This window comes from Tangfeifania sp. (assembly GCF_055108615.1).
In genome coordinates, this window is the sequence record NZ_JBSQIC010000041.1 from 1 (window position 1) to 18,753 (window position 18,753).

An 18,753-nucleotide genomic window follows, 5' to 3' on the forward strand; every position below is an offset into this window, starting at 1 on the left:
TACTATTAAAATTGTTAATTTTTAAAGGTATAGTATGGAACTCGCATGTATTTTAATTATCCTCCTATGTGTAAATATTTTACATGCTCGTTTCATAATCGAAGAACTTAAAAAGTTATTAGAAAAGGAAAGGGATTTAGCAGCGGAAAAAGTATTTAAAACTGGTTGACGATAAAAAACTCCACTTCTTTTTAATTACAGACAAAGGAGGTTTTTCAATACCACCGCGCATTAAAGTAAGAAGTAACAGGCAATTGGTACGGGATGATAACACAGCAATTCAGCGCAGTTTGTTCGACCAGGTTCCGGGAGAAAACATCAACGAACTTGAAAAATCAGTAGCTGTGTATCTCGATAACCAGGAAAAATTACTTTGGTGGTATCGCAACATGTCAAAACAAGATTATCACATACAAGGCTGGAAGAAAAATAAAATTTATCCAGACTTCATTGCATCTGATATAAATACGGTAAACGAAAAAGATTACGGGAATGTGTATGTGTTGGAAACAAAGGGTTTACACCTCAAAAACGAAGATACTGCCTACAAACAAAATGTATTTGATTTATGTAATGAACTGGGAACGAAAAAGGCATGGAAAGAGCTTGGCTTAGACTTTAAAGATAAAAAAGTAAACTTTCAGGTGATTTTTGAAGACGAGTGGCAAAACAAAATAAACAAGCTATTTGAGTAGAAATATGATTCTTTCTAAAGTTTCGTTACTTACTTTTTCTCTCATAGTATTACGCGTGGGGCGATTTAATTTTAATACCTGTACCCTTTCATCTCTTCATCGCTTACTTCGAGGCCCAGCGCCAAAACAATCCGGTTAACAAAATTAAAGTAGGACACAACCAAAGTGGCATCGAGAATTCCATTGTCGGAGATGCCGGTTTTTTTTACCGGCGCTAAATATTTTTCGTTGCGGTAAGCTTCCGGGTTAACGGTTAAAAGGTTAGCAAAGCTACACAACACCAATTCGCGGTTAGTGAGGTCAGCAGCTTCAAAATCAGTGCGGAGCCGGCTGATTTTTTCATCGTTTTTCCAGTAATGATTAAGTGCCTGTGCATGGTGCACCTGGCAATATTCGCAGCCGTTGGCTGCCGAAACAACAATCGCCATCATTTCACGCTCGGCGCGGGAAAGTTCCGATTTGGCAAACATGATTTCCATGTACAAATCCATGTGGGCCACAATGCTTTCCGGCCGCAGACTTTGAATTTTATGCACATCGGCCAGTTTGCCGCGTTTTTTTACCAAATCGTCGTAAATTTCTTTTAACCTGCCCGTGGCTTCTTCGTGTTTGATAACTTTTATTCTTGACATATTTTTGCCGGCGTTTAATTCTGAAAGTTATTCCTATTCTTTCAAATTCAACTCAATCTGTTTTTTAAGCTGGTCAATATCCAAATCGGTGTGTAATTTTTTATGCTGATTTTCAATTCCTTTTTCCAAAAATGCGCTTTGCTTTTCAAAATTTGAGCAGGCATCGCACATCATCTTATGTACTTTAAGCTGAAGTTTTTCTTTGTAAGAAAGTTTAAAATGGATTTTTTTTTCAATCAGCTCTGTTGCTTTTAAGCATGACAGAAAAAGTATATGCATTATTTTTTTCATCATCTTCAATTTTAATCATTAAACCAGTTGTTATCTACACAATCTCTCAACTGTAGTTTTGCACGATGGATGATTTGCCAGTAATTGGACGTTGATATTTCAAGCTCCTGACAAATCTCGTCACCTCTTTTCCCGCTGAGGTATTTCAATTTTACGCATAAATTCCATTTTTCGGGGAGTCCATCGAGGCAATCTTTTAAGATTAACTGGAAATCATCATTGTCGAGTAAATGTTCATCCTCATTTAAATTCCAGTTCCGTGGCTTATTGCTTTCCTGCCAATCGCCACTTGTTTCAAAAAATCGCATTAGGGTTTCATTTTCATGAGGGATAGCATTGTTTATCTTTTTCCGGTAATAATCTACTATTTTATTGTTCAAAATACTGAACAACCAGGTTTTAGGAGAACTATTTCCTTTAAAACCATCCATTTTTTCTGCGGCAGCGAGGAAGGTATCCTGAACCAAATCGGCAGCCAGTTCAGCGTCCGAAACTTTATGGAATGCCCAGGAATACATTTTATCTGTATATTTTTCAACCCATTCAGAAAGTGTTTTGTTATTTGCAGACCCCATAGTTTACCCTAAGAAAATTAAACAGTAAATATAAAAATTAAATTGGTTCACCGTATTGTTCACATTCATATCCTAAGCTTCCCCCCGTTCAATACAACTTCCTGCCCTTTTTTAGTTGTTTTAACAATAAAGTCCGCCTTTTTTTTCGGCAGAACTCCAGAAATACCCGTCAACAAACGGGAGTGTAAACTAAAAAGTGGTAATAATTTATCCATAACGTTGCTTTATTTATCGAAACAAATTTGAAATTGCATACAACGGGACAACCCGAATTTTTCCATACTACTGAAATTTTCAAGCGAAATTCTGATTCCATAAGCGGATTTTTTTCTTTCATAAAAAGATTAAGGCTTTGCATTTTACCGCTGCCACCTGATTTTACCTCAACGGGAAGTTGTAATGTCGGAAAGTACACGTTGTACCGATTTAATATTGCTGTTGTCGTTTATAAACTTATGAACAGCTTCAGGCATTCCACCAATTATCAGGAATTTTTTTAAATAATCTTTTAGCCTTTCGTGAAATACCTTATACACAGGTTCTTCAGAAGATGCTCCCTGTTTCATTTTAACAAGTTCATCCTGACTGAATGGCTTTCGGGCAACTCTGAATTTAGTATAAAAACATAAAAAAGTCAGGGCAAACATTGTAACAATATCCTTTTTGTACAAAAATGAACCAGTATTTTACCGAACAAATTTTCAAAGTACAAAATAAAAACATTTCTTAATTACAGAATTTTCAAATTCATCTGAATTTACTCCATCCTGAACCGGTAATTTCCCGAACCGGTTTTTACTACCAGCCGGTCATTTTCTCTCATTACTTCATGGATCCCAGCCACACCTTCCTCAAATGCATTGTTCTCCCAAATTATTTGATCTCCTTCATAAACGGTTACATTTTCAGAACCATTTAAAGGAAGTGCAACCGTTGCAGTGGTATTCGCCGGTATGAAAACTTCATGCGTGAATGAACCAGCCTCCTTTTTCCAGTTTGAAACCACTTTACCGGCCACAGTTTCCACTGATGCATTTACAAAATCGAGATCCTGTGGAACATACGGTTCGATGTGGATTTGCCGGTAACCTTTGATTGTGTTGCCTTCCATGGGCGACTGGATACCCGCCAAAAATTTATAAAAATATTCCGTGATGGAACCAAACATCTGGTGGTTGTGTGAATTTTCGCCCGACCATTTTTCAAGCAGCGTGGTGGAGTTGTTTTCAATCCAGTAGCCGAAGCTGGGCCAGGTTGTTTGGGTAGCCACGCGGTAGGCCAATTCGTTTTCGCCTCCCTGAACCAGCACCGGCCAAAGGTATTTGGTGCCGATGATTCCGGTATTCAGGTGGTCGTCGCGCATTTTGATGTCGTCCACAATGGTTTGGAAAACTTCATCGCGGTAACCTTCGGGCACCATATTGCCCACAAGCGCCAGCAACTGGTAGGTCTGATACGTTTCTTCAGTTCCGTACAACGCGGTTTCCGGATTGAAAAATTTCCGGTTAAAATGCTGTTTTATCGTATCGGACAATGCCCGGTATGTTTCGGCATCCGCTTCATAGCCAAGCTTTCCTGCAATTTTCGAAAGCAGCAAACTGTTGTTGTAATAGTAGAAAGTATTTACCACCGGGTGATTCGGGCAATCGCTTTGTCCCGGTGCACACCATTCGCCCAACGAATACCAGTAGCCATCGAAATTATCGATGATGTAGGGTTCCGACGGGTCTTCGTCTTTGGAGCCCAGGTTATTCAGGTACTGCAGGTACTCTTTCATTGCCGGGTAATGTTCTTCCAGAATGCGGGTGTCGCCGTAATAGTGGTGCATCCACCAGGGAATCAGGATGTAGGCACTTCCCCAGGCTACGCCGCCGCCCATGCCGCCCACCAAAACCGGCGAGGTGTTGGGAATGCGGCCGTTTTCCTCCTGTGAATCGCGCATGTCGTTCAGCCATTTGGTGTAAAACGGTGCCATGTGGAAATCGTGCATCGAGGTTTCGGCAATCACCTGTCCGTCGCCGTTGTAGGCACCTTTCTCCCGGTGCGGACAATCGGTGGGGTAACTTTGCATGTTGCTCATTTGTGACCACACGCCGGCCCGGTGAATTTGATTGAGCAGCGAATCGGACGATTCAAACGTTCCGTTTCGCTTGTTGGCCGAACGCACCACCCGCCCGGCTACCTTCAGGTGTTCCGGATTTTTGCTGTCGTTTGTGGTTACTTCGATATACCGGAACCCGGTGTAAAAAAAGCGGGGTTCATACACTTCCGTTTCGTCGCTTTTGAGGATGTAATCGGTCCAGGTTTGGGCGTGGTAAGCAAATTTGGTACTCAACCTGTCACCTTCTTCCAAAGGTTTGGGAAACAGGGAGTCGTTCAGGGTTTCAGCCCCGCGGATGCGGATGGCCTGTCCGGGGGAGCCTTTTACTTCCAGCTTCCACCAGCCGGCCATATTCTGCCCCAAATCAAACAGGTAAACACCCGGTTCGGGATTCGTCTGTTTCACCGGCTCCAGCGTTTGCGTAACTTGTATGGCGGGTGTCAGTTGCGATTTTAAATTGCCTCCCGGTTCATTTGCAACAATTGCTGGTTTCCAGCCTGAATCATCAAAACCGGAATTTGCCCAGCCGGGAACTTCTTTTCGTGCATCGTAATCTTCGCCGCCATATAAATTATTGAATGTAACCGGGCCATCAGCGGTTTTCCAGCTGTTATCAGAAACTATCACCTCGCTGCTGCCGTCGGCATAATCAATCATCAGTTGCATCCAAAGGGCTGGATTGCCAAACGAAGCGCCTCCGCTTCCCCAGCTCCAGCGACCTTCTGTTTTCCTAAAATTCCTGGCACCGTTGCCCAGCATGACACCCGCCGCGTTGGTTCCTTTTTTGAGTAACGAAGTAACATCGTACGTGGAATAGAGAATGGTTTTCCGGTAGTCGGTTATGCCGGGGTCCAGCACATGATTGCCCACCTTTTCACCGTTCAGATACAGCTCGTAAAAACCAGTGGCGGTTACAAAAACATAAGCCTGGTCAATCTCCTTTTCTACCTGAAACTCTTTACGCAGCAACGGACTTGCGTGCACAATTTCATCCTGTGTGGTTATCCATTGAGCCTGCCATTCGTTGTCATTAAAAATGCCAATGTGAAAAGATGACGGCTCGCTCCATGCCGAAGTTTCGTCATCCAGCCAAACCCGAACCCGCCAGAAATATTTGGTGTTGCTTTGCAGCGGATTGCCGTTGAATTCAACATTCACGGTTTCGTCGCCGGAAATTTTCCCGGAATCCCATACGGAGCCGGTTTCATTTTCTGTTTCTTTAACAGATTCGCCAACAATCACCTGGTAAGCAACCTGTTTTACATCGCGTTCGTCAGAAACAATTTGCCACGAAAAACGGGGTTGTTCCACATCTACTCCCAGCGGATTGGTGAAGTATTCGACGGATAACCCCGAAATATTTGTTTGATGGTGTTGGGCGCACGAGGTAAAAATGAGGGCCATAAGGAAAAAGACGTAAATGTTTTTCATGTTTTATTGATTTTTTAACTGAATCTGTACCGAGCTGTATTTTTATCACCAAATTTCTCGATGAATCCATTAGCTACGGCATTTTTGACTTCCAAAATATCTTTTTTTGGCCCAATAACCCTTTTGTTTTCAACAATTGCAGTAATTTGCTCAATGGTCAGCGTATTTCCTTCAATTACAAGGGATGAATGAATCGTTTTAATCCTGTTTTTCTTTCTGAGTTCTGTGGGAGGTTTGTTTAAATGGGCGGAGTTCACCTCACCCATTTTTTCTGAAATTAAAGCAACCAAATTTAAAATCTTTCCGGTTATTTTATAAGGTGGTTCCATCCAATTTAATTAACGATAGTATCATTTGATACTGTCAAAGATAACGCTTAATTTCAACACACAAATAAATCTGTATTACATTTTGTCCCGCTGGATTTATCCAGTAATCTATTCAACAGTTTTTTCTGTCTTTCGTTTACTATACAAAAAATTATTCGTCGCATTTATTGCGTCAATTATACAAATTATCCGTTGCACGCTTATTTTTTGGGATTGCGTGAAATGGTAATTGTAGCCGTTAAAAACAGCACTATCCACCAAATGCACTATAACACGATGTTACCAACTGGCTGTTCTTGTTATCTATCTGTTTATCAATTGTTTTCATTCAATTTTGCTGCATTTTCTCTCCATGCGTTGGGTCAGCCATACTCTTTGGCAAGTTTTGGATTGAGCTTTGGCCCGTGCGACTTGCCAATGTGTATGGATTCGAAGGGTCAGGCTGTTTGTTCGGCATATTCATTTCTTAATGTTTCAAATATCCTTTCAATTTCATGGTAATTCTCCTGGTCTGAAAGTGTAGTAATATCAAAGTCCAAGCATATTTCTAAATCTTTTTGTGATAGATAATGTTCGTGGATTAAAACTTCCTTTATCTGTTCTTCAATTATTGAATATTGCCTTTCTTCTTCATCCTGGCTCTCAATAAGGAACTTTGTAAAACATTCTTCAATTACCGGCTTACTGAATTCTTGTATTTCAGCTACGTATCTTATAATATCATTTAAGCGGCTTTGTAAATAGCTTTCGGTACGAAATGGCATGTTTCCGCTGGCGTGTGCAATATCATTCCGTTCTTTCACCAGTCTTTTGTATTGACCAATAAGAGATTCTACATCTGAGTGGGAGTTGCATAAATATTTTAACAGGTTGAATACTTTGCTTTCGTTTTCAGTACTAAAACCAAATGGATTTTGAGCTTGTCCAAAATTATTATTGAAGCCAAGTTTGATTTTATCAAAATCGTCTGCCCTGACTGATTTAATTTGCCAAATGGTAAAATACACAAAACTCATAAACAACATGTGGTATGCAATGAAAGAAAATTGGTACTTCTCATTTTGATAATTACTTTCAAAAGCATCCCACAGGAATTCAATGTATTCCTGTTCGTCTCTTTGTTTAAAACGAATGGGCAAATACTGCAATATTTGATAGGCATCTTCCATTATTCTTCCCAAACTTTTGTAATTCGGTTTTTAATTTTTTGCTCATAAATTCCGATGAGTTGCCTATTTGAATCAATTATTAATTGTTCATGTTTAATTGTGTTAATAATTTCATTCTGTACATCTAAAGGAGGTAGTGCAATTTTTAAGTTTTTTAAAACTTTAACTGAAGCCACATTCTGGATGGCAGCCCCATATACATTCGATTTCAAACTATCTTGAAAGTTTTCGCTTTCCATCCAAAGTTTAAGATACTCTTTTTGCAAATTTTTTTTAACTGAAAGTTTCAACAGTGCTTGATTTATTATTCCTTTTGGTGCTGACTCGGGAACAATAGCAACTTTCCCCATGGTACCGGAACAGCTCATAATAATGTCACCCGGAAATACTTCAAATCTTTTCATTTCATTGAACTTATTATCATCAATGAAATACCTGAAATTATTAAAATCATTTTTGATTGCATGTGATTGTTCATAAACTGCAATACCATCCTCAACAAATATTTCTTTTTTCAAACTTCCACCAAAAGGCCCTCTAATAAAATTACAGACTTCCCCCAACTCCACCATTTCCCATTCCGGGTCAATATCAATTTTCGGTTTGTAGTTTTCTACAACTTGGCGGGCTCCATCAATGATTTTTTGGTAGCTTTCTATTTCGGCTACAATTTCTTCCTGTACGGATAAGGGGGGAAGGGGGATTTGGGGATTTGCATAAGCATTCTTGTCTAAATTTCTAATGCCACTTGTTCTTTTTTGCAAGTTTTGAGTAAAACCTACTTCATAAAGGTGATTCAAAGAATAGAATAAATATTTTGGAAGCACTCTGTTGACAACATTTACTCTTATTCTAGAAGTAAAATTACTCCATGAGTAAACGTCATTATCTTTAATGTAAAAATATACAACTCTGCCGACTGGTTGAGTTGGACCACCACCCGAGTTTTCAAGAATAATATCACCTTTTTGGAGTTTTCTTGATTCAAGTTGATTAACTTCTACTGGATGCTCAGCAACATCGTCAAGACACAATTCACCATGTTTCCCAAAATTGGTATTTCTTATTATTTTGACGGTTTTAAAAGGCTCTTTTTTACCTTTCCATAAACCGTTTTTAAAGTCGGCTATTTCATTTAGTTTTACCAAAGGGAAGTTAGTATCAATTATTTTTAATTCTCGATATCTCTCACCACTCAAATTAAATTCCCCATTCTCAGCAATTTTATCCTTCTCAACCAGGAAGATATTGGGAAAAATGGATTGGAGGATTTGGGGATATGAAGAATCCTGTTGGGGCAGGCCATGGATTTTTCCTTCCGGAGATTCTGAAGAATCCTGTGGGGCCATCTGTGGGGCCACGCCATGGCGTGGCTTCTCCAAAATGCCTATCCATTCATGCAGGGCCTTGAAGGCTGCCGGGCAAATCGTTTTGTTTTATTGGCCTTCTTTGTGCCCCTAAATCAAAACCATCATTTTCTATTTTTGCAAAGAGTATTTTGTCGGTCTTCTTAGCCAGTGTCTTGTCTAACCACAAAATGGAAGTTTTAACTCCAGCATAAGGATTAAATATACCTGCCGGTAATGAAATAACACCCACCAGATAATTCTCCTCTACCAACATTTTACGCAGGCTTTTATAGGCTGTTCCACTCTGGAATATTATCCCTTCAGGAACAATAATGGCTGCTTTTCCGGTTGGTGTAAGGTGTTCGGCCATGTAATCCACAAACAGCACTTCGCTACGCTTACTTTGAACAGCAAATCGTTTATGGGGGCGTATTCCACCTTTCGGAGACATGAAAGGCGGATTGGCGAGAATAATATCGTAAAATTCATTCCAGCGCTCTTCACTGGTCAGTGTATCGTATTCGTAAATGTGCGGGTCGGTAAAACCATGCAAATAAAGATTCACCAAACTCAAACGCACCATATCAGGTGAAATGTCGTAGCCTTTTATGTTTTGGATTATCCGTGCCCGGTCATCAGGACTTAATTTGTCGCCTTTGTAATGCTTGCCGTTTACGGTAATTTCTGCCAGCTTAACATTATTCTGCTCAAAGGTGTATGGGTCTGTTTTATCGTAGTTGCTCGAGTTTTCTTTTAAAATATGTTTGTATGCCGAAATTAAAAAACCTGCTGTTCCACATGCCGGGTCGAGCACAGTTTCGTTTTTCTTTGGAGCAATAAGGGCTGTCATAAAATCAATCACATGTCGGGGCGTACGAAACTGTCCGGCATCGCCCTGGCTACCCAGAACCGACAAAAGATATTCAAATGCATCGCCCAGTTTTTCGCTGTGGTCGTAGGAAAAATCATTGATAATTTTTAGAAAACTTTTCAGTGTTTCCGGGTCACGATAGGGCAAATAAGCATTTTTGAAAATATCACGGAATAATTGAGGCAAATTGGGGTTTTGAGCCATTTTTAAAATAGCTTCGCTATACAAGCTCAACATTTCAAAACCACCGAGTGAAGGATTAAAAATTTTCCTCCAACCATATTTCTCATATTCTCCACTAAAAAAAGATGGTTCACCGCCCAATTCTTCCGCATCTAAATCCATGTCGTCCATGAATTTATAAATCAATGCAATAGTAATTTGCTCCACCTGGCTTTTGGGGTCAGGGACTTTACCCACTAAAATATCACGGGCAGTATCTATTCTTCGTTTTGTTGTTGTATCTAACATTTTTTATTTAAAAAATTTATCATCTCTCCAGTTTGCGACATTATTTATAATGTATTGTTCAATCCGGCGATATTCCGATTCATTGCGAATAATATGATCGTGAAACCGGGATTGCCAGGCAAAATTAAAATCATTGTTATTGCACCACCGGGTTACCGATGATTTAAATTGCCCCATGATGGCCGAAACGGATCCGGGTATTGTTTTGCCGAATTCATTTTTATTGGGTGTCCCATGGTCCATCCCATCAGCCATCCCATGGAATGGCCCTACCGGGTAATTTTGTGGGGAATTTTGTGGGGACACGCCATGGCGTGTCTGTACAATTTCAATAATTCCATGAATATGATTGGGCATAATTTTAAATTCGCCTAAACGGGCATTCCGAAAATGGTTGGGTATTTCATTCCAATAGGTATAGGCAATGGCACCAATCGGTGAATATTCAAATTTTTGATGTTCTATTTTACCGAAATAATGTTCCCTGTCTTTGGTACAAATGGTTATAAAATACAATCCTTTCGATGAATAATCATAACCTTTCAACCTTATGTTTTTCCGGTTTCTGTGCATTACATAAATCTGTTTAACGGAACATAATCCTTCACATATTCCGGTATAAGCATTCTCCAATTTTTACCAACCGATTTGTAATCGTTGATATTAAATGAAGGATTCACATTTAATTCATTGAATTTTTTCTTTTCAACGATGTCTCTTACCCTGTTATCGGTAATGTATGCTTTAAAAAAGTATTTCAGGGCAATTACATCATCTTTATCCTGTGGTTTATAGTCGCTTAAAAATTTATCAAACTCTTCTTCCAGCAATTCGTCTTTTGATTTGAAATAAGGAATTAAACCAAAAACAAGACCCGCCTTGTATTCCCGGTTCTCAGAAAAAGCTTTATAACGGCTGCTGATGTTAGGGTTTTTCCTGTGCCTGTAGCCATTTCAAACAAAAAACGGTCTTTCTTCTCTGCAACAGCTTTTTGAATCGCTTTTACTGCTTTTTTCTGATAATAACGTAAGAACCTTACTTTGGTACGAAACAGGAAATCACTCCTTGTTGCTTCGCTTTGATATTCCGGGTCGGTTGCATAACTGGGATATTGTGTGAGAGCAATATAATCATCATCAACATTTTCGGTAATAAGTCGATTTTTGTCGGGTTTAAACATTTTGTACCCTTCGACCGAATCAGGATTAGGAAAATTGGTTATGATATATGGATTCCCCCTTTCTAAATCCCAGAAATAATGCAGATTCCCGTTTGAAAGAATAATAAATCGGCAATTTTGAGATTTGGCATATTTACGGGCTTGTTCTTTCCCGATTAGTGGATTTTTATCTTCGGCTTTTGCTTCCAAAACAATTAATGGGTACCCTTTTTCATCTAAGAGCAAAAAGTCAATAAATCCATTTTTGGTTTTGTCGAAATTTTCTCCCAAGTCATTTATTGCCTGTTCTGTTATTTTTATATTGTTTTCAAATACAACATTTGCTTTTTTGGAACCATCATCTAAAAGACTCCAGCTTGCTTCTTCGAGGAGTTTATTAATTTTTATTCTTGCTTTTGCTTCTTTTTCAGCCATTATATTATTTTCCTAATTCAATATTCAAATCTCGCAATTTACAAATTTCGTTTCTGTCTTCCGCTGCGCGTTGGGAAAATTGCACTCTTCCCGATTTTTCATCGGGATGTGTGCAATGCGGGTCGGCAATTTCTATTTCTATCGAGTTTTTCAATATGCACGGTCTTTTTTAAACATTACCCACAACTATATCGTAAGTATTCCAAACCTACCCCTTTATCTCTTCGCACCGGAAATAGTGTCAACCATTCTTATTTATTTTATAAAGTAAATCGGCTTGCCCGTCATGTTGCAAAAAGCAGGTGAGCAGGAAAAGAATACGGGGTGGTTTGTGGGATTCGGAATTCGACACAGGTTTTGGTTTTCAGTTTTAGTTAAACAAAAAGGTGAGCTAAATTAGGGATTGCCGCCGAAAAAAGCAAATAAAAGCCTCATTTTAATGATTATAAGCAAAATAACAATTGACAAAAATCAAATTTCAAATAAATTCCAAAAACTGAAAAACCAATTATCGAAACAATATATATATATCAGAATTTTGGAATTTATAGGTTTTGGAAACACTATTGTCCGATAAAAAAATAAATTAATGGCTAAAGCCACTGGATAGCAAGCCCCCAGCTTAAGCTGGGGGTTAAATTTGAAGAAAGATAAATTGGCTTTAGCCATTAATAATAAGAGATTCATTTTTAATGAAAACCTCAATTTTAATCTGTAACTATTACTTTAATAAAATTTAACCGGACAACAATGTTTTGAAAATTTATTGTCATTCTCTGCGAAAGGAAACCATCAGGTAAAACGAGATATTATTTACCGAATTCAAAAGTCGTTTGTGTGCCGGTAACAAATCTTAATGCTTTCCAGTGCCGATTCAGGGGTACATTTTTCCGGTTGCTTGTTTTCCCCAGCACAAGAAAGGAAATAGTTCATTTCTGACAAGAATCCATCATTACCCTCACCGGCAGAAACCTTTTTGATTTCAGTATCGGTGGTTACAATAATATTTTCCGGATCATTTGTTGAATAGTGCATGCTTGCATTATCAAAACGTGCAGAAAAACCAGCCTGGAACTGAAATTGGGTGTGAAAAATATTTCCACCTTCAATTTTCACATTCAAATTCGAATTGCCAAAATTCCAAAACGACGAAACATAATCGTGGTTACTAAGCTTTCCGGGTAAACAGTTGGCGTTAACCTCTGCCGGAACACCGCACGCCCACTGGGCAAAGTCGATATCGTGAATCACCAAATCGAACAAAGCGCCGCCCGATGAGCCAAAATCTTTTTGCTTGTCTTTCCACTGGCCCCAGGCAGGCACGCCTGAAAAACGCGACAGGGAAAGAAATTCCAGTTTACCAAACTCACCGATATCAATCCATTTTTGCAGCGTTTGGTAAGGTGGCATAAATCGCACCACGTGGCCAACCATCAGTATTTTATCTTTTTCTCTGGCCAACCTGATAAGCTCCTCCCCCTTTTCAACATCAAGTGTAAAAGGTTTTTCCAGAAAAACGTGCGCCCCGGACTCAAGCGCCAGTTTTGCCATTTCGTAATGCAGGTTGGTATGCACTGCAATCACACAAGCATCGGGTTTTTCGACATTCAAACATGCTGCAAAATCGCTGTAAATATTCACTTTCGAAAGCTCTTCGGCATCAATGCTGCCGGTGTCAAAATTTCCCGAATCCCCTTTCAGGTTTTTGTGAATATTTTCCGTGTTTTTATCCACTATGGCTGCCAACCGAACATTTGAATTTTTGAGGATATTTCCGGTGTGGGTCATTCCCATAAACCCAAATCCAACAACAACTAAATTTATCATTAATCTACTCCTTTCACGTTCATTTTCAAAGTATAAACCGATGTGCGTGCCGTAATGAAAAGAACATCACGGTCTTGTCCGCCAAAACATACATTCGACGGACTTTCGGGCACTTCAATTTCTTTAATCAGTTCGCCTGCCGGATTGTAAACCCACACTTTACCCGATGTAAGGTAAACATTTCCGCGGTTGTCGATGGTCATTCCGTCGCTTCCTCTGGGCGCGAAAAAGGTTTTGTTGGCCAGTGTTCCATCAGATTGAATGTCGTATTTCCAAATTTTGCCGTCATTGATGTCGGCCACGTACAGGATTTTACCGTCGGGCGTTCCGATTAATCCATTGGGTTGCTTGTAATCGTCGATTACCCGGGTTATCTCTCCTTCGGGGCCCAGGTAATAAACACCACGCACATCCTGTTCTTCGCCGCGGCCTTCTTCCCACCAATCACGGTGGTAATACGGATCGGAAAAATAAATACCGCCATCAGGTGCAACCCATAAATCGTTGGGTGCGTTGAGCAATTTCCCGCTGTACCCTTCGTGAATGAGGTGAAACTCTTTGTTTTCATCGAAATATCCGAGCTGATTGTACAAATCGGCACAGGTAACCAATTGCCCCTGATTATTGAAATACATACCGTTGGAACGCCGGGTACCTTCCAGCCACAGTGAAACGCCTTCTTTTTCATCCCACACATAAATCCGGTCGTTGGGCTGGTCGGTAAAATAGACTTTTCCGCCGGGCGCCACTGCCGGGCCCTCGGTAAAAGCGTAACCAGTTCCGGCTTTTTCTGGTTCGGCATTGTTTGCTGCAATTTTACTTTTTTGAGAAAAGCCTGTAAATGAAATCAACAAGAAGAAAGCAATACTTAATATTTTCATTTTTAATTATTTAATTTCAAATATAACATTTAATGGGAAATGTAAAATACCAATCCTTCATCAAGCACTGTCAATATTTTTCAAAACTATATTTTGAACCCTGTTAAATAACTCCCAATTTTTAACTATTTTGCACAATTACAAAACCGGGTTATATACAACTGACTAATGAGGAAATTAAAAACACGTTTTTCTGATTTTAATATAAAAACCAAGCTGGCGGTAGTTATGGGCATTTTCATGCTGAGCCTCGTTTTTATGGGAACAATTGCCATTTTTTTGTTTCGTTCGAGCCAAACGCTGACAATGATTGTTAACGAACAGCGGGTTTTTATTGAAACATTTTATAAAGGCATTGAGCAATTTAAAGAATATGAAATTACCGGGAACACGGAAAACCTTGATCAAGCCTATTTCAACTTTAACAAAGCCAACGAAATTGCCTATACATTTTCAGCACTTGACAGCCTGATGCAGGCTATGCCCGAAGAGGAGTGGCTGCCATACATGTTCGATGTTTTTAGTGAAGGGCTTGACAATGATATGAAACGGGCCAAAATAATGGGCAGCCAAATTCAACTGTTCACCAGGTTTAACCCTCAAAAACTAAATGAAATTCAGGCAACAGCTGTTGAGGCTTATAATCTCGGGGGTTTAATTATTTCTGATATTGATAATTACGCACAAGACAGAACACCTGAAATACTGGCACACCTCAACTCGCATTTCAGTGAAATTAAGGAGATAAACCAAACTTTTGCCTCAAAAATTTATGCTTTAAATGATTACGTAATCCAAACACTTGGATTGAGCCTGATTTTACTGGTGCTGATTTTAATAACAGGAGTTACTTTAATTTCCATCCGTATTTCAAAATCAATTTCAGTCCCCATAAGCAAGCTGGCTGAAAATTTTAAACACATAGCCAAAGGCAATCTGAATACTTCAGTTAAAATTGATTCGCAAAATGAAATCGGGGTTTTATCCAAGGCTTTTGGTGATATCCAGGCAGGACTCCAGGAAGTCATCTCGCATTCTAAAAAAGTAGCCAAAGGCGATTACAGTAGTAAACTGCCCCCAAAATCGGAAAACGACGAGTTAACAACCACGCTGAATAAAATGGCGGCCAAACTCGAAGAATCGAGAATTGAAACCGAGAAAGAGCAATGGCTGCAAAGAGGCATCAGCGAACTGGACGACCAGATTAGGGGAAACTTTTCAGTGACCGAGCTTTCACAAAGAATCATCAATTTTCTGACTCGTTTCCTGTCGGTTGAAATGGGTGCAATTTATGTTTGCGACGAAGTTGAAAAACACCTGGAACTTACCGGTTCTGTTGGTTTAAAAACAAGCGAAGTCCCCCATAAAATTCAACCCGGAGAGGGGTTAATTGGAAAAGCTGCCCTGCACACTTCGCTGCAGGTTATTGAAACCCACAGCAACTACCATAAAATATTCAGTGCCACCGGTGAAATTATCCCTGAAAAAATTTATCTGTTGCCGCTTTTCACCAACAACAAAGTTCAGGCAGTAATTGAGCTGGCTCCAATAAATGAACTAACTGATACCAAATTAAGATTTCTGCAATCAACTGCCGAACGAATCTCGGTTAACATAAGCGCATCAGTTACCAGGTTCAGGAGCAAAGAGCTGCTCGAAAAAACGCTGGAACAAGCCAAAACACTAAAAGCCCGCGATGAGGAACTAAGCCGCAAACTGGAAGAGAACCGAAAGATTCATGAAAACCTCACCCGCGAAACAGCACTACTGAATTCCATGCTGGAAACCCTGCCCGACTATATTTACTTTAAAGATACCGAAAGCAGGTTTATCAGGATCAGCGAGTCGATGGTCGGTTTGTTCAATGCAAAATCGAGTGATGAGGTTATCGGGAAAACCGACTTCGACTACCATTCGCGCAAAGATGCACGGAAATATTTCGAAGAAGAGCAAAAAATTATTAATGAAGAAAAAGGTTTTGTTGATGAAATCAGGCAGGGGGTTGACGAAAAGGGCGAACAAATCTGGACCTCCACAACCAAGCTGCCCATGTTCGACTCTACCGGAAAATGCATAGGCACTTTGGGTATTACCAAAAACATTACTGAAATTAAAGAACTTGAAATAGAAATTAAAGAACGGAATGAAAAACTACATGCCCAGCGGGAAGAATTAAGGACAATAAACGACCAGCTAAAGCAACAACAGGAGGAGCTCAAAACAACCAACGAAGAATTAAAATCGCAGGAAGAAGAGCTCCGCGTGGCCAACGAAGAACTGGCCGAACAAACCAAAATATTAACCGAAAGCGAAAAAAACCTGCAGGTTCAGCAGGAAGAACTGCGCGTTACCAACGAAGAGCTTGAGGCGAAAACCGTACAACTGGAACAGCAGAAAAAAGAGATTTCAGAAAAAAACGAAAACCTGCTGAAAGTGCAGAATCAACTCAGGAAAAAGGCCAAAGAGTTACAGCAAACCAGCCAGTACAAATCGGAATTCCTGGCCAACATGTCGCACGAACTACGCACTCCGCTAAACAGTTTGCTCATTCTTTCAAAACTGATGGCTTCAAACAAAGACGGGAATCTCACTGAAGAGCAGGTAAAATCTGCAGGCATTATCTACAAAAGCGGGAAAGATCTGCTGGAACTGATTAACGAAATCCTCGACCTTTCGAAAATTGAGGCCGGAAAAATGAAATTTGAATTCGGCGAGGTTTCTGCCGATGAAATAATTGCTGAAATCAAACAGAATTTCAATCCTGTTGCCGAAAACAAAGGACTTGAACTGGAGCTGGACCTGTCGGACAAATTCCCTGAAAAAATTTACACCGACAAACAGCGGCTCATGCAGATAATTAAAAATCTGCTTTCCAATGCCTTTAAATTTACAAACGAGGGCAAAATTAAAGTAAAATTTGGCCTGCCCGAAACTTCTGACCAGTTTACCAACAAAATCCTGACGCGTGAAAATTCCTGTTCTGTTTCAGTGGAAGATACCGGGGTGGGAATTCCTTCCAACAAGCTGAAAGCCATTTTTGAGGCTTTCCAGCAAGCCGACGGCAGCATATCCCGAAAATTTGGCGGCACCGGTCTGGGGCTTTCCATTTCAAAACAGCTGGTGCAGGTGCTCGGGGGCGAAATCCAGGTGGAAAGTACCGAAGGAAAAGGATCGCTGTTTACCGTTTTCCTGCCACTCGATAAAAAACTGGTTGGTGCCAAAGCAGAAACTGAAAAAACCGCCTCACCGGAAAGTTCACAAATTCAAACCGCTGAAAATACAGCAACAAAAGAAACGCAAAAGAAAGAGCAGCACGAGCCAACCCCCGACTCCGGAACAGAAGATAAGGAGGTACCATCCTTTATCGACGATGATAGAGATTCTGATTTGCAGCGCTTAACCGTTTTAATCATTCACAACCAAAAAGAAAAAGCAAAAAATTTAACCGAACTCAGCCACAAAAGAAATTTCAATGTTATTGCCGCCAAAAATATTCCCGACGGGATTAAGCTTTCTGAAATCTATTCGCCGCAGGCCATTATCATTTCTGCTGAACTGAACGAAACCAAAGAATTCGAAAATTTAAAAAATAACCCCGTTACGAAAAAACTCCCTGTGCATTTCGTTTCAAGAATAGAAGACTCGGTCCTGGAAAATATTGAAGAGCTGAAAACGCCCGAGTCGGATCATTTCAGCAAAGGTTCAAACAGAATTGAAAGCCGTTTCAGCAAAGAATTCAATCAAGTGCTGGTGGTTGAAGACGACGAGATTACCCGCGAATCGATCCATCTGCTTTTCGAGGATAAAGACATAATTATCCATGAAGCAAAAACAGCGCAGCAGGCTTACGATTTAATTGCTGCCAAACCATTCGACTGTGTTATTCTCGACCTGGGACTGCCCGATTATTCAGGAAAAGAACTATTGAATAAACTGAAAGCCGAAAACATTGAAATACCCAACGTAATTATTCACACAGCGCTCGATTTGGATCAAAAAGAATTGCGCGAACTGCACAAATATTCCGATTCAGTAGTTATAAAAGGGGTGAAATCCGAAGAAAGATTAATGGATGAAGTAACCCTGTTTTTACACCAGGTTGAAAACACCTCGCCAAAAAAACATACAGTTTCAGCTGACGAAACAAATAAAACTGGATTTAAAGGGAAGAAAATACTGGTAGTTGACGACGATATCCGGAATGTATTTGCACTCGCCCAGATCCTGGAAGAGCGCGAAATGGAAGTAATGGAAGCCGAAAATGGAAAAGTGGCCATTGAAGTTTTAAAGGAGAACCCGGACACCGACCTGGTGCTAATGGACATAATGATGCCGGTTATGAATGGTTACGAAGCCATGAAAACTATCAGAAATACCCCCGGAATTGAAAATATTCCTATAATTACAATCACAGCGAAAGCAATGAAAGAAGATTACCAAAAAGCTATTTTCAGTGGAGCAAACGATTATATATCGAAACCTGTAGATGTAGATAAATTGTTGTCGTTGTTAAAAATATGGTTATTTAAATAGAACA

18 protein-coding genes are annotated in these 18,753 nt (G+C 39.9%); 2 read left to right on the forward strand and 16 right to left on the reverse strand.

What is annotated here, in order from left to right; translation table 11 throughout:
* The first annotated feature begins 254 nt into the window (after window positions 1-254).
* Complete coding sequence (locus ACTCNA_RS10290) at window positions 255-695, forward strand: hypothetical protein (protein ID WP_462947826.1); 441 nt, start codon at window positions 255-257, stop codon at window positions 693-695.
* 71 nt (window positions 696-766) lie between these two features.
* Here the strand turns inward: ACTCNA_RS10290 and ACTCNA_RS10295 are convergent, their stop codons facing one another.
* From ACTCNA_RS10295 to ACTCNA_RS10370, 16 genes are all read right to left on the reverse strand, one after another.
* On the reverse strand, window positions 767-1,327 hold the full coding sequence (locus ACTCNA_RS10295; protein ID WP_462947827.1) for a peroxidase-related enzyme: 561 nt from the start codon (window positions 1,325-1,327) through the stop codon (window positions 767-769).
* A gap of 33 nt (window positions 1,328-1,360) precedes the next feature.
* Window positions 1,361-1,621: a hypothetical protein gene (locus ACTCNA_RS10300; RefSeq protein WP_462947828.1), complete on the reverse strand. Its 261-nt coding sequence runs from the start codon at window positions 1,619-1,621 to the stop codon at window positions 1,361-1,363.
* A gap of 8 nt (window positions 1,622-1,629) precedes the next feature.
* On the reverse strand, window positions 1,630-2,193 hold the full coding sequence (locus tag ACTCNA_RS10305) for a sigma-70 family RNA polymerase sigma factor (RefSeq protein ID WP_462947829.1): 564 nt from the start codon (window positions 2,191-2,193) through the stop codon (window positions 1,630-1,632).
* 65 nt (window positions 2,194-2,258) lie between these two features.
* The gene (locus ACTCNA_RS10310) at window positions 2,259-2,408 is read right to left on the reverse strand and encodes a hypothetical protein (RefSeq protein WP_462947830.1); all 150 of its coding nucleotides are present in this window, start codon (window positions 2,406-2,408) and stop codon (window positions 2,259-2,261) included.
* 168 nt (window positions 2,409-2,576) lie between these two features.
* Complete coding sequence (locus tag ACTCNA_RS10315; protein ID WP_462947831.1) at window positions 2,577-2,759, reverse strand: hypothetical protein; 183 nt, start codon at window positions 2,757-2,759, stop codon at window positions 2,577-2,579.
* Between the two features lie 191 nt (window positions 2,760-2,950).
* Entirely contained in the window at window positions 2,951-5,725 is a 2,775-nt protein-coding gene (locus ACTCNA_RS10320; protein WP_462947832.1) for a family 78 glycoside hydrolase catalytic domain, read from the reverse strand.
* Between the two features lie 14 nt (window positions 5,726-5,739).
* On the reverse strand, window positions 5,740-6,015 hold the full coding sequence (locus ACTCNA_RS10325) for a hypothetical protein (RefSeq protein ID WP_462947833.1): 276 nt from the start codon (window positions 6,013-6,015) through the stop codon (window positions 5,740-5,742).
* 476 nt (window positions 6,016-6,491) lie between these two features.
* Complete coding sequence (locus tag ACTCNA_RS10330; protein ID WP_462947834.1) at window positions 6,492-7,223, reverse strand: hypothetical protein; 732 nt, start codon at window positions 7,221-7,223, stop codon at window positions 6,492-6,494.
* Window positions 7,223-8,605, reverse strand: a complete 1,383-nt coding sequence (locus ACTCNA_RS10335) for a restriction endonuclease subunit S (protein ID WP_462947835.1) — start codon at window positions 8,603-8,605, stop codon at window positions 7,223-7,225. The genes ACTCNA_RS10330 and ACTCNA_RS10335 overlap by 1 nt, the downstream gene beginning before the upstream one ends.
* Window positions 8,606-8,618: 13 nt before the next feature.
* Window positions 8,619-9,914 carry a class I SAM-dependent DNA methyltransferase gene (locus ACTCNA_RS10340; protein WP_462947836.1) on the reverse strand — a complete coding sequence of 432 codons (1,296 nt, stop codon included), beginning with the start codon at window positions 9,912-9,914 and terminating at the stop codon, window positions 8,619-8,621.
* A gap of 3 nt (window positions 9,915-9,917) precedes the next feature.
* A complete protein-coding gene (locus ACTCNA_RS10345) occupies window positions 9,918-10,487 on the reverse strand; it encodes a transposase (protein ID WP_462947837.1) in 570 nt (189 codons plus the stop codon).
* Window positions 10,487-10,744 (reverse strand): hypothetical protein, encoded by a 258-nt coding sequence (locus tag ACTCNA_RS10350; protein ID WP_462947838.1) that lies wholly within the window; start codon window positions 10,742-10,744, stop codon window positions 10,487-10,489. Before ACTCNA_RS10350 ends, ACTCNA_RS10345 begins: the two co-directional genes overlap by 1 nt.
* 26 nt (window positions 10,745-10,770) lie before the next feature.
* Window positions 10,771-11,508 (reverse strand): DEAD/DEAH box helicase family protein, encoded by a 738-nt coding sequence (locus ACTCNA_RS10355; protein WP_462947839.1) that lies wholly within the window; start codon window positions 11,506-11,508, stop codon window positions 10,771-10,773.
* 4 nt (window positions 11,509-11,512) lie between these two features.
* Window positions 11,513-11,662 (reverse strand): hypothetical protein, encoded by a 150-nt coding sequence (locus ACTCNA_RS10360; RefSeq protein WP_462947840.1) that lies wholly within the window; start codon window positions 11,660-11,662, stop codon window positions 11,513-11,515.
* 668 nt (window positions 11,663-12,330) lie between these two features.
* A complete protein-coding gene (locus tag ACTCNA_RS10365) occupies window positions 12,331-13,335 on the reverse strand; it encodes a Gfo/Idh/MocA family protein (protein ID WP_462947841.1) in 1,005 nt (334 codons plus the stop codon).
* Entirely contained in the window at window positions 13,335-14,216 is an 882-nt protein-coding gene (locus ACTCNA_RS10370; RefSeq protein ID WP_462947842.1) for an SMP-30/gluconolactonase/LRE family protein, read from the reverse strand. Before ACTCNA_RS10370 ends, ACTCNA_RS10365 begins: the two co-directional genes overlap by 1 nt.
* A gap of 168 nt (window positions 14,217-14,384) precedes the next feature.
* Here ACTCNA_RS10370 and ACTCNA_RS10375 point away from each other — a divergent pair, with 168 nt between their 5' ends.
* The gene (locus tag ACTCNA_RS10375; protein WP_462947843.1) at window positions 14,385-18,749 is read left to right on the forward strand and encodes a response regulator; all 4,365 of its coding nucleotides are present in this window, start codon (window positions 14,385-14,387) and stop codon (window positions 18,747-18,749) included.
* Window positions 18,750-18,753: the final 4 nt, after the last annotated feature.

Bases quoted from the DNA above. Each gene is read 5' to 3' on its own strand.
- ACTCNA_RS10295 (WP_462947827.1), bottom strand. From the start codon at position 1,327: ATGTCAAGAATAAAAGTTATCAAACACGAAGAAGCCACGGGCAGGTTA.
- ACTCNA_RS10300 (WP_462947828.1), bottom strand. From the start codon at position 1,621: ATGATGAAAAAAATAATGCATATACTTTTTCTGTCATGCTTAAAAGCA.
- ACTCNA_RS10305 (WP_462947829.1), bottom strand. From the start codon at position 2,193: ATGGGGTCTGCAAATAACAAAACACTTTCTGAATGGGTTGAAAAATAT.
- ACTCNA_RS10310 (WP_462947830.1), bottom strand. From the start codon at position 2,408: ATGGATAAATTATTACCACTTTTTAGTTTACACTCCCGTTTGTTGACG.
- ACTCNA_RS10315 (WP_462947831.1), bottom strand. From the start codon at position 2,759: ATGAAACAGGGAGCATCTTCTGAAGAACCTGTGTATAAGGTATTTCAC.
- ACTCNA_RS10320 (WP_462947832.1), bottom strand. From the start codon at position 5,725: ATGAAAAACATTTACGTCTTTTTCCTTATGGCCCTCATTTTTACCTCG.
- ACTCNA_RS10330 (WP_462947834.1), bottom strand. From the start codon at position 7,223: ATGGAAGATGCCTATCAAATATTGCAGTATTTGCCCATTCGTTTTAAA.
- ACTCNA_RS10340 (WP_462947836.1), bottom strand. From the start codon at position 9,914: ATGTTAGATACAACAACAAAACGAAGAATAGATACTGCCCGTGATATT.
- ACTCNA_RS10345 (WP_462947837.1), bottom strand. From the start codon at position 10,487: ATGCACAGAAACCGGAAAAACATAAGGTTGAAAGGTTATGATTATTCA.
- ACTCNA_RS10355 (WP_462947839.1), bottom strand. From the start codon at position 11,508: ATGGCTGAAAAAGAAGCAAAAGCAAGAATAAAAATTAATAAACTCCTC.
- ACTCNA_RS10365 (WP_462947841.1), bottom strand. From the start codon at position 13,335: ATGATAAATTTAGTTGTTGTTGGATTTGGGTTTATGGGAATGACCCAC.
- ACTCNA_RS10370 (WP_462947842.1), bottom strand. From the start codon at position 14,216: ATGAAAATATTAAGTATTGCTTTCTTCTTGTTGATTTCATTTACAGGC.
- ACTCNA_RS10375 (WP_462947843.1), top strand. From the start codon at position 14,385: ATGAGGAAATTAAAAACACGTTTTTCTGATTTTAATATAAAAACCAAG.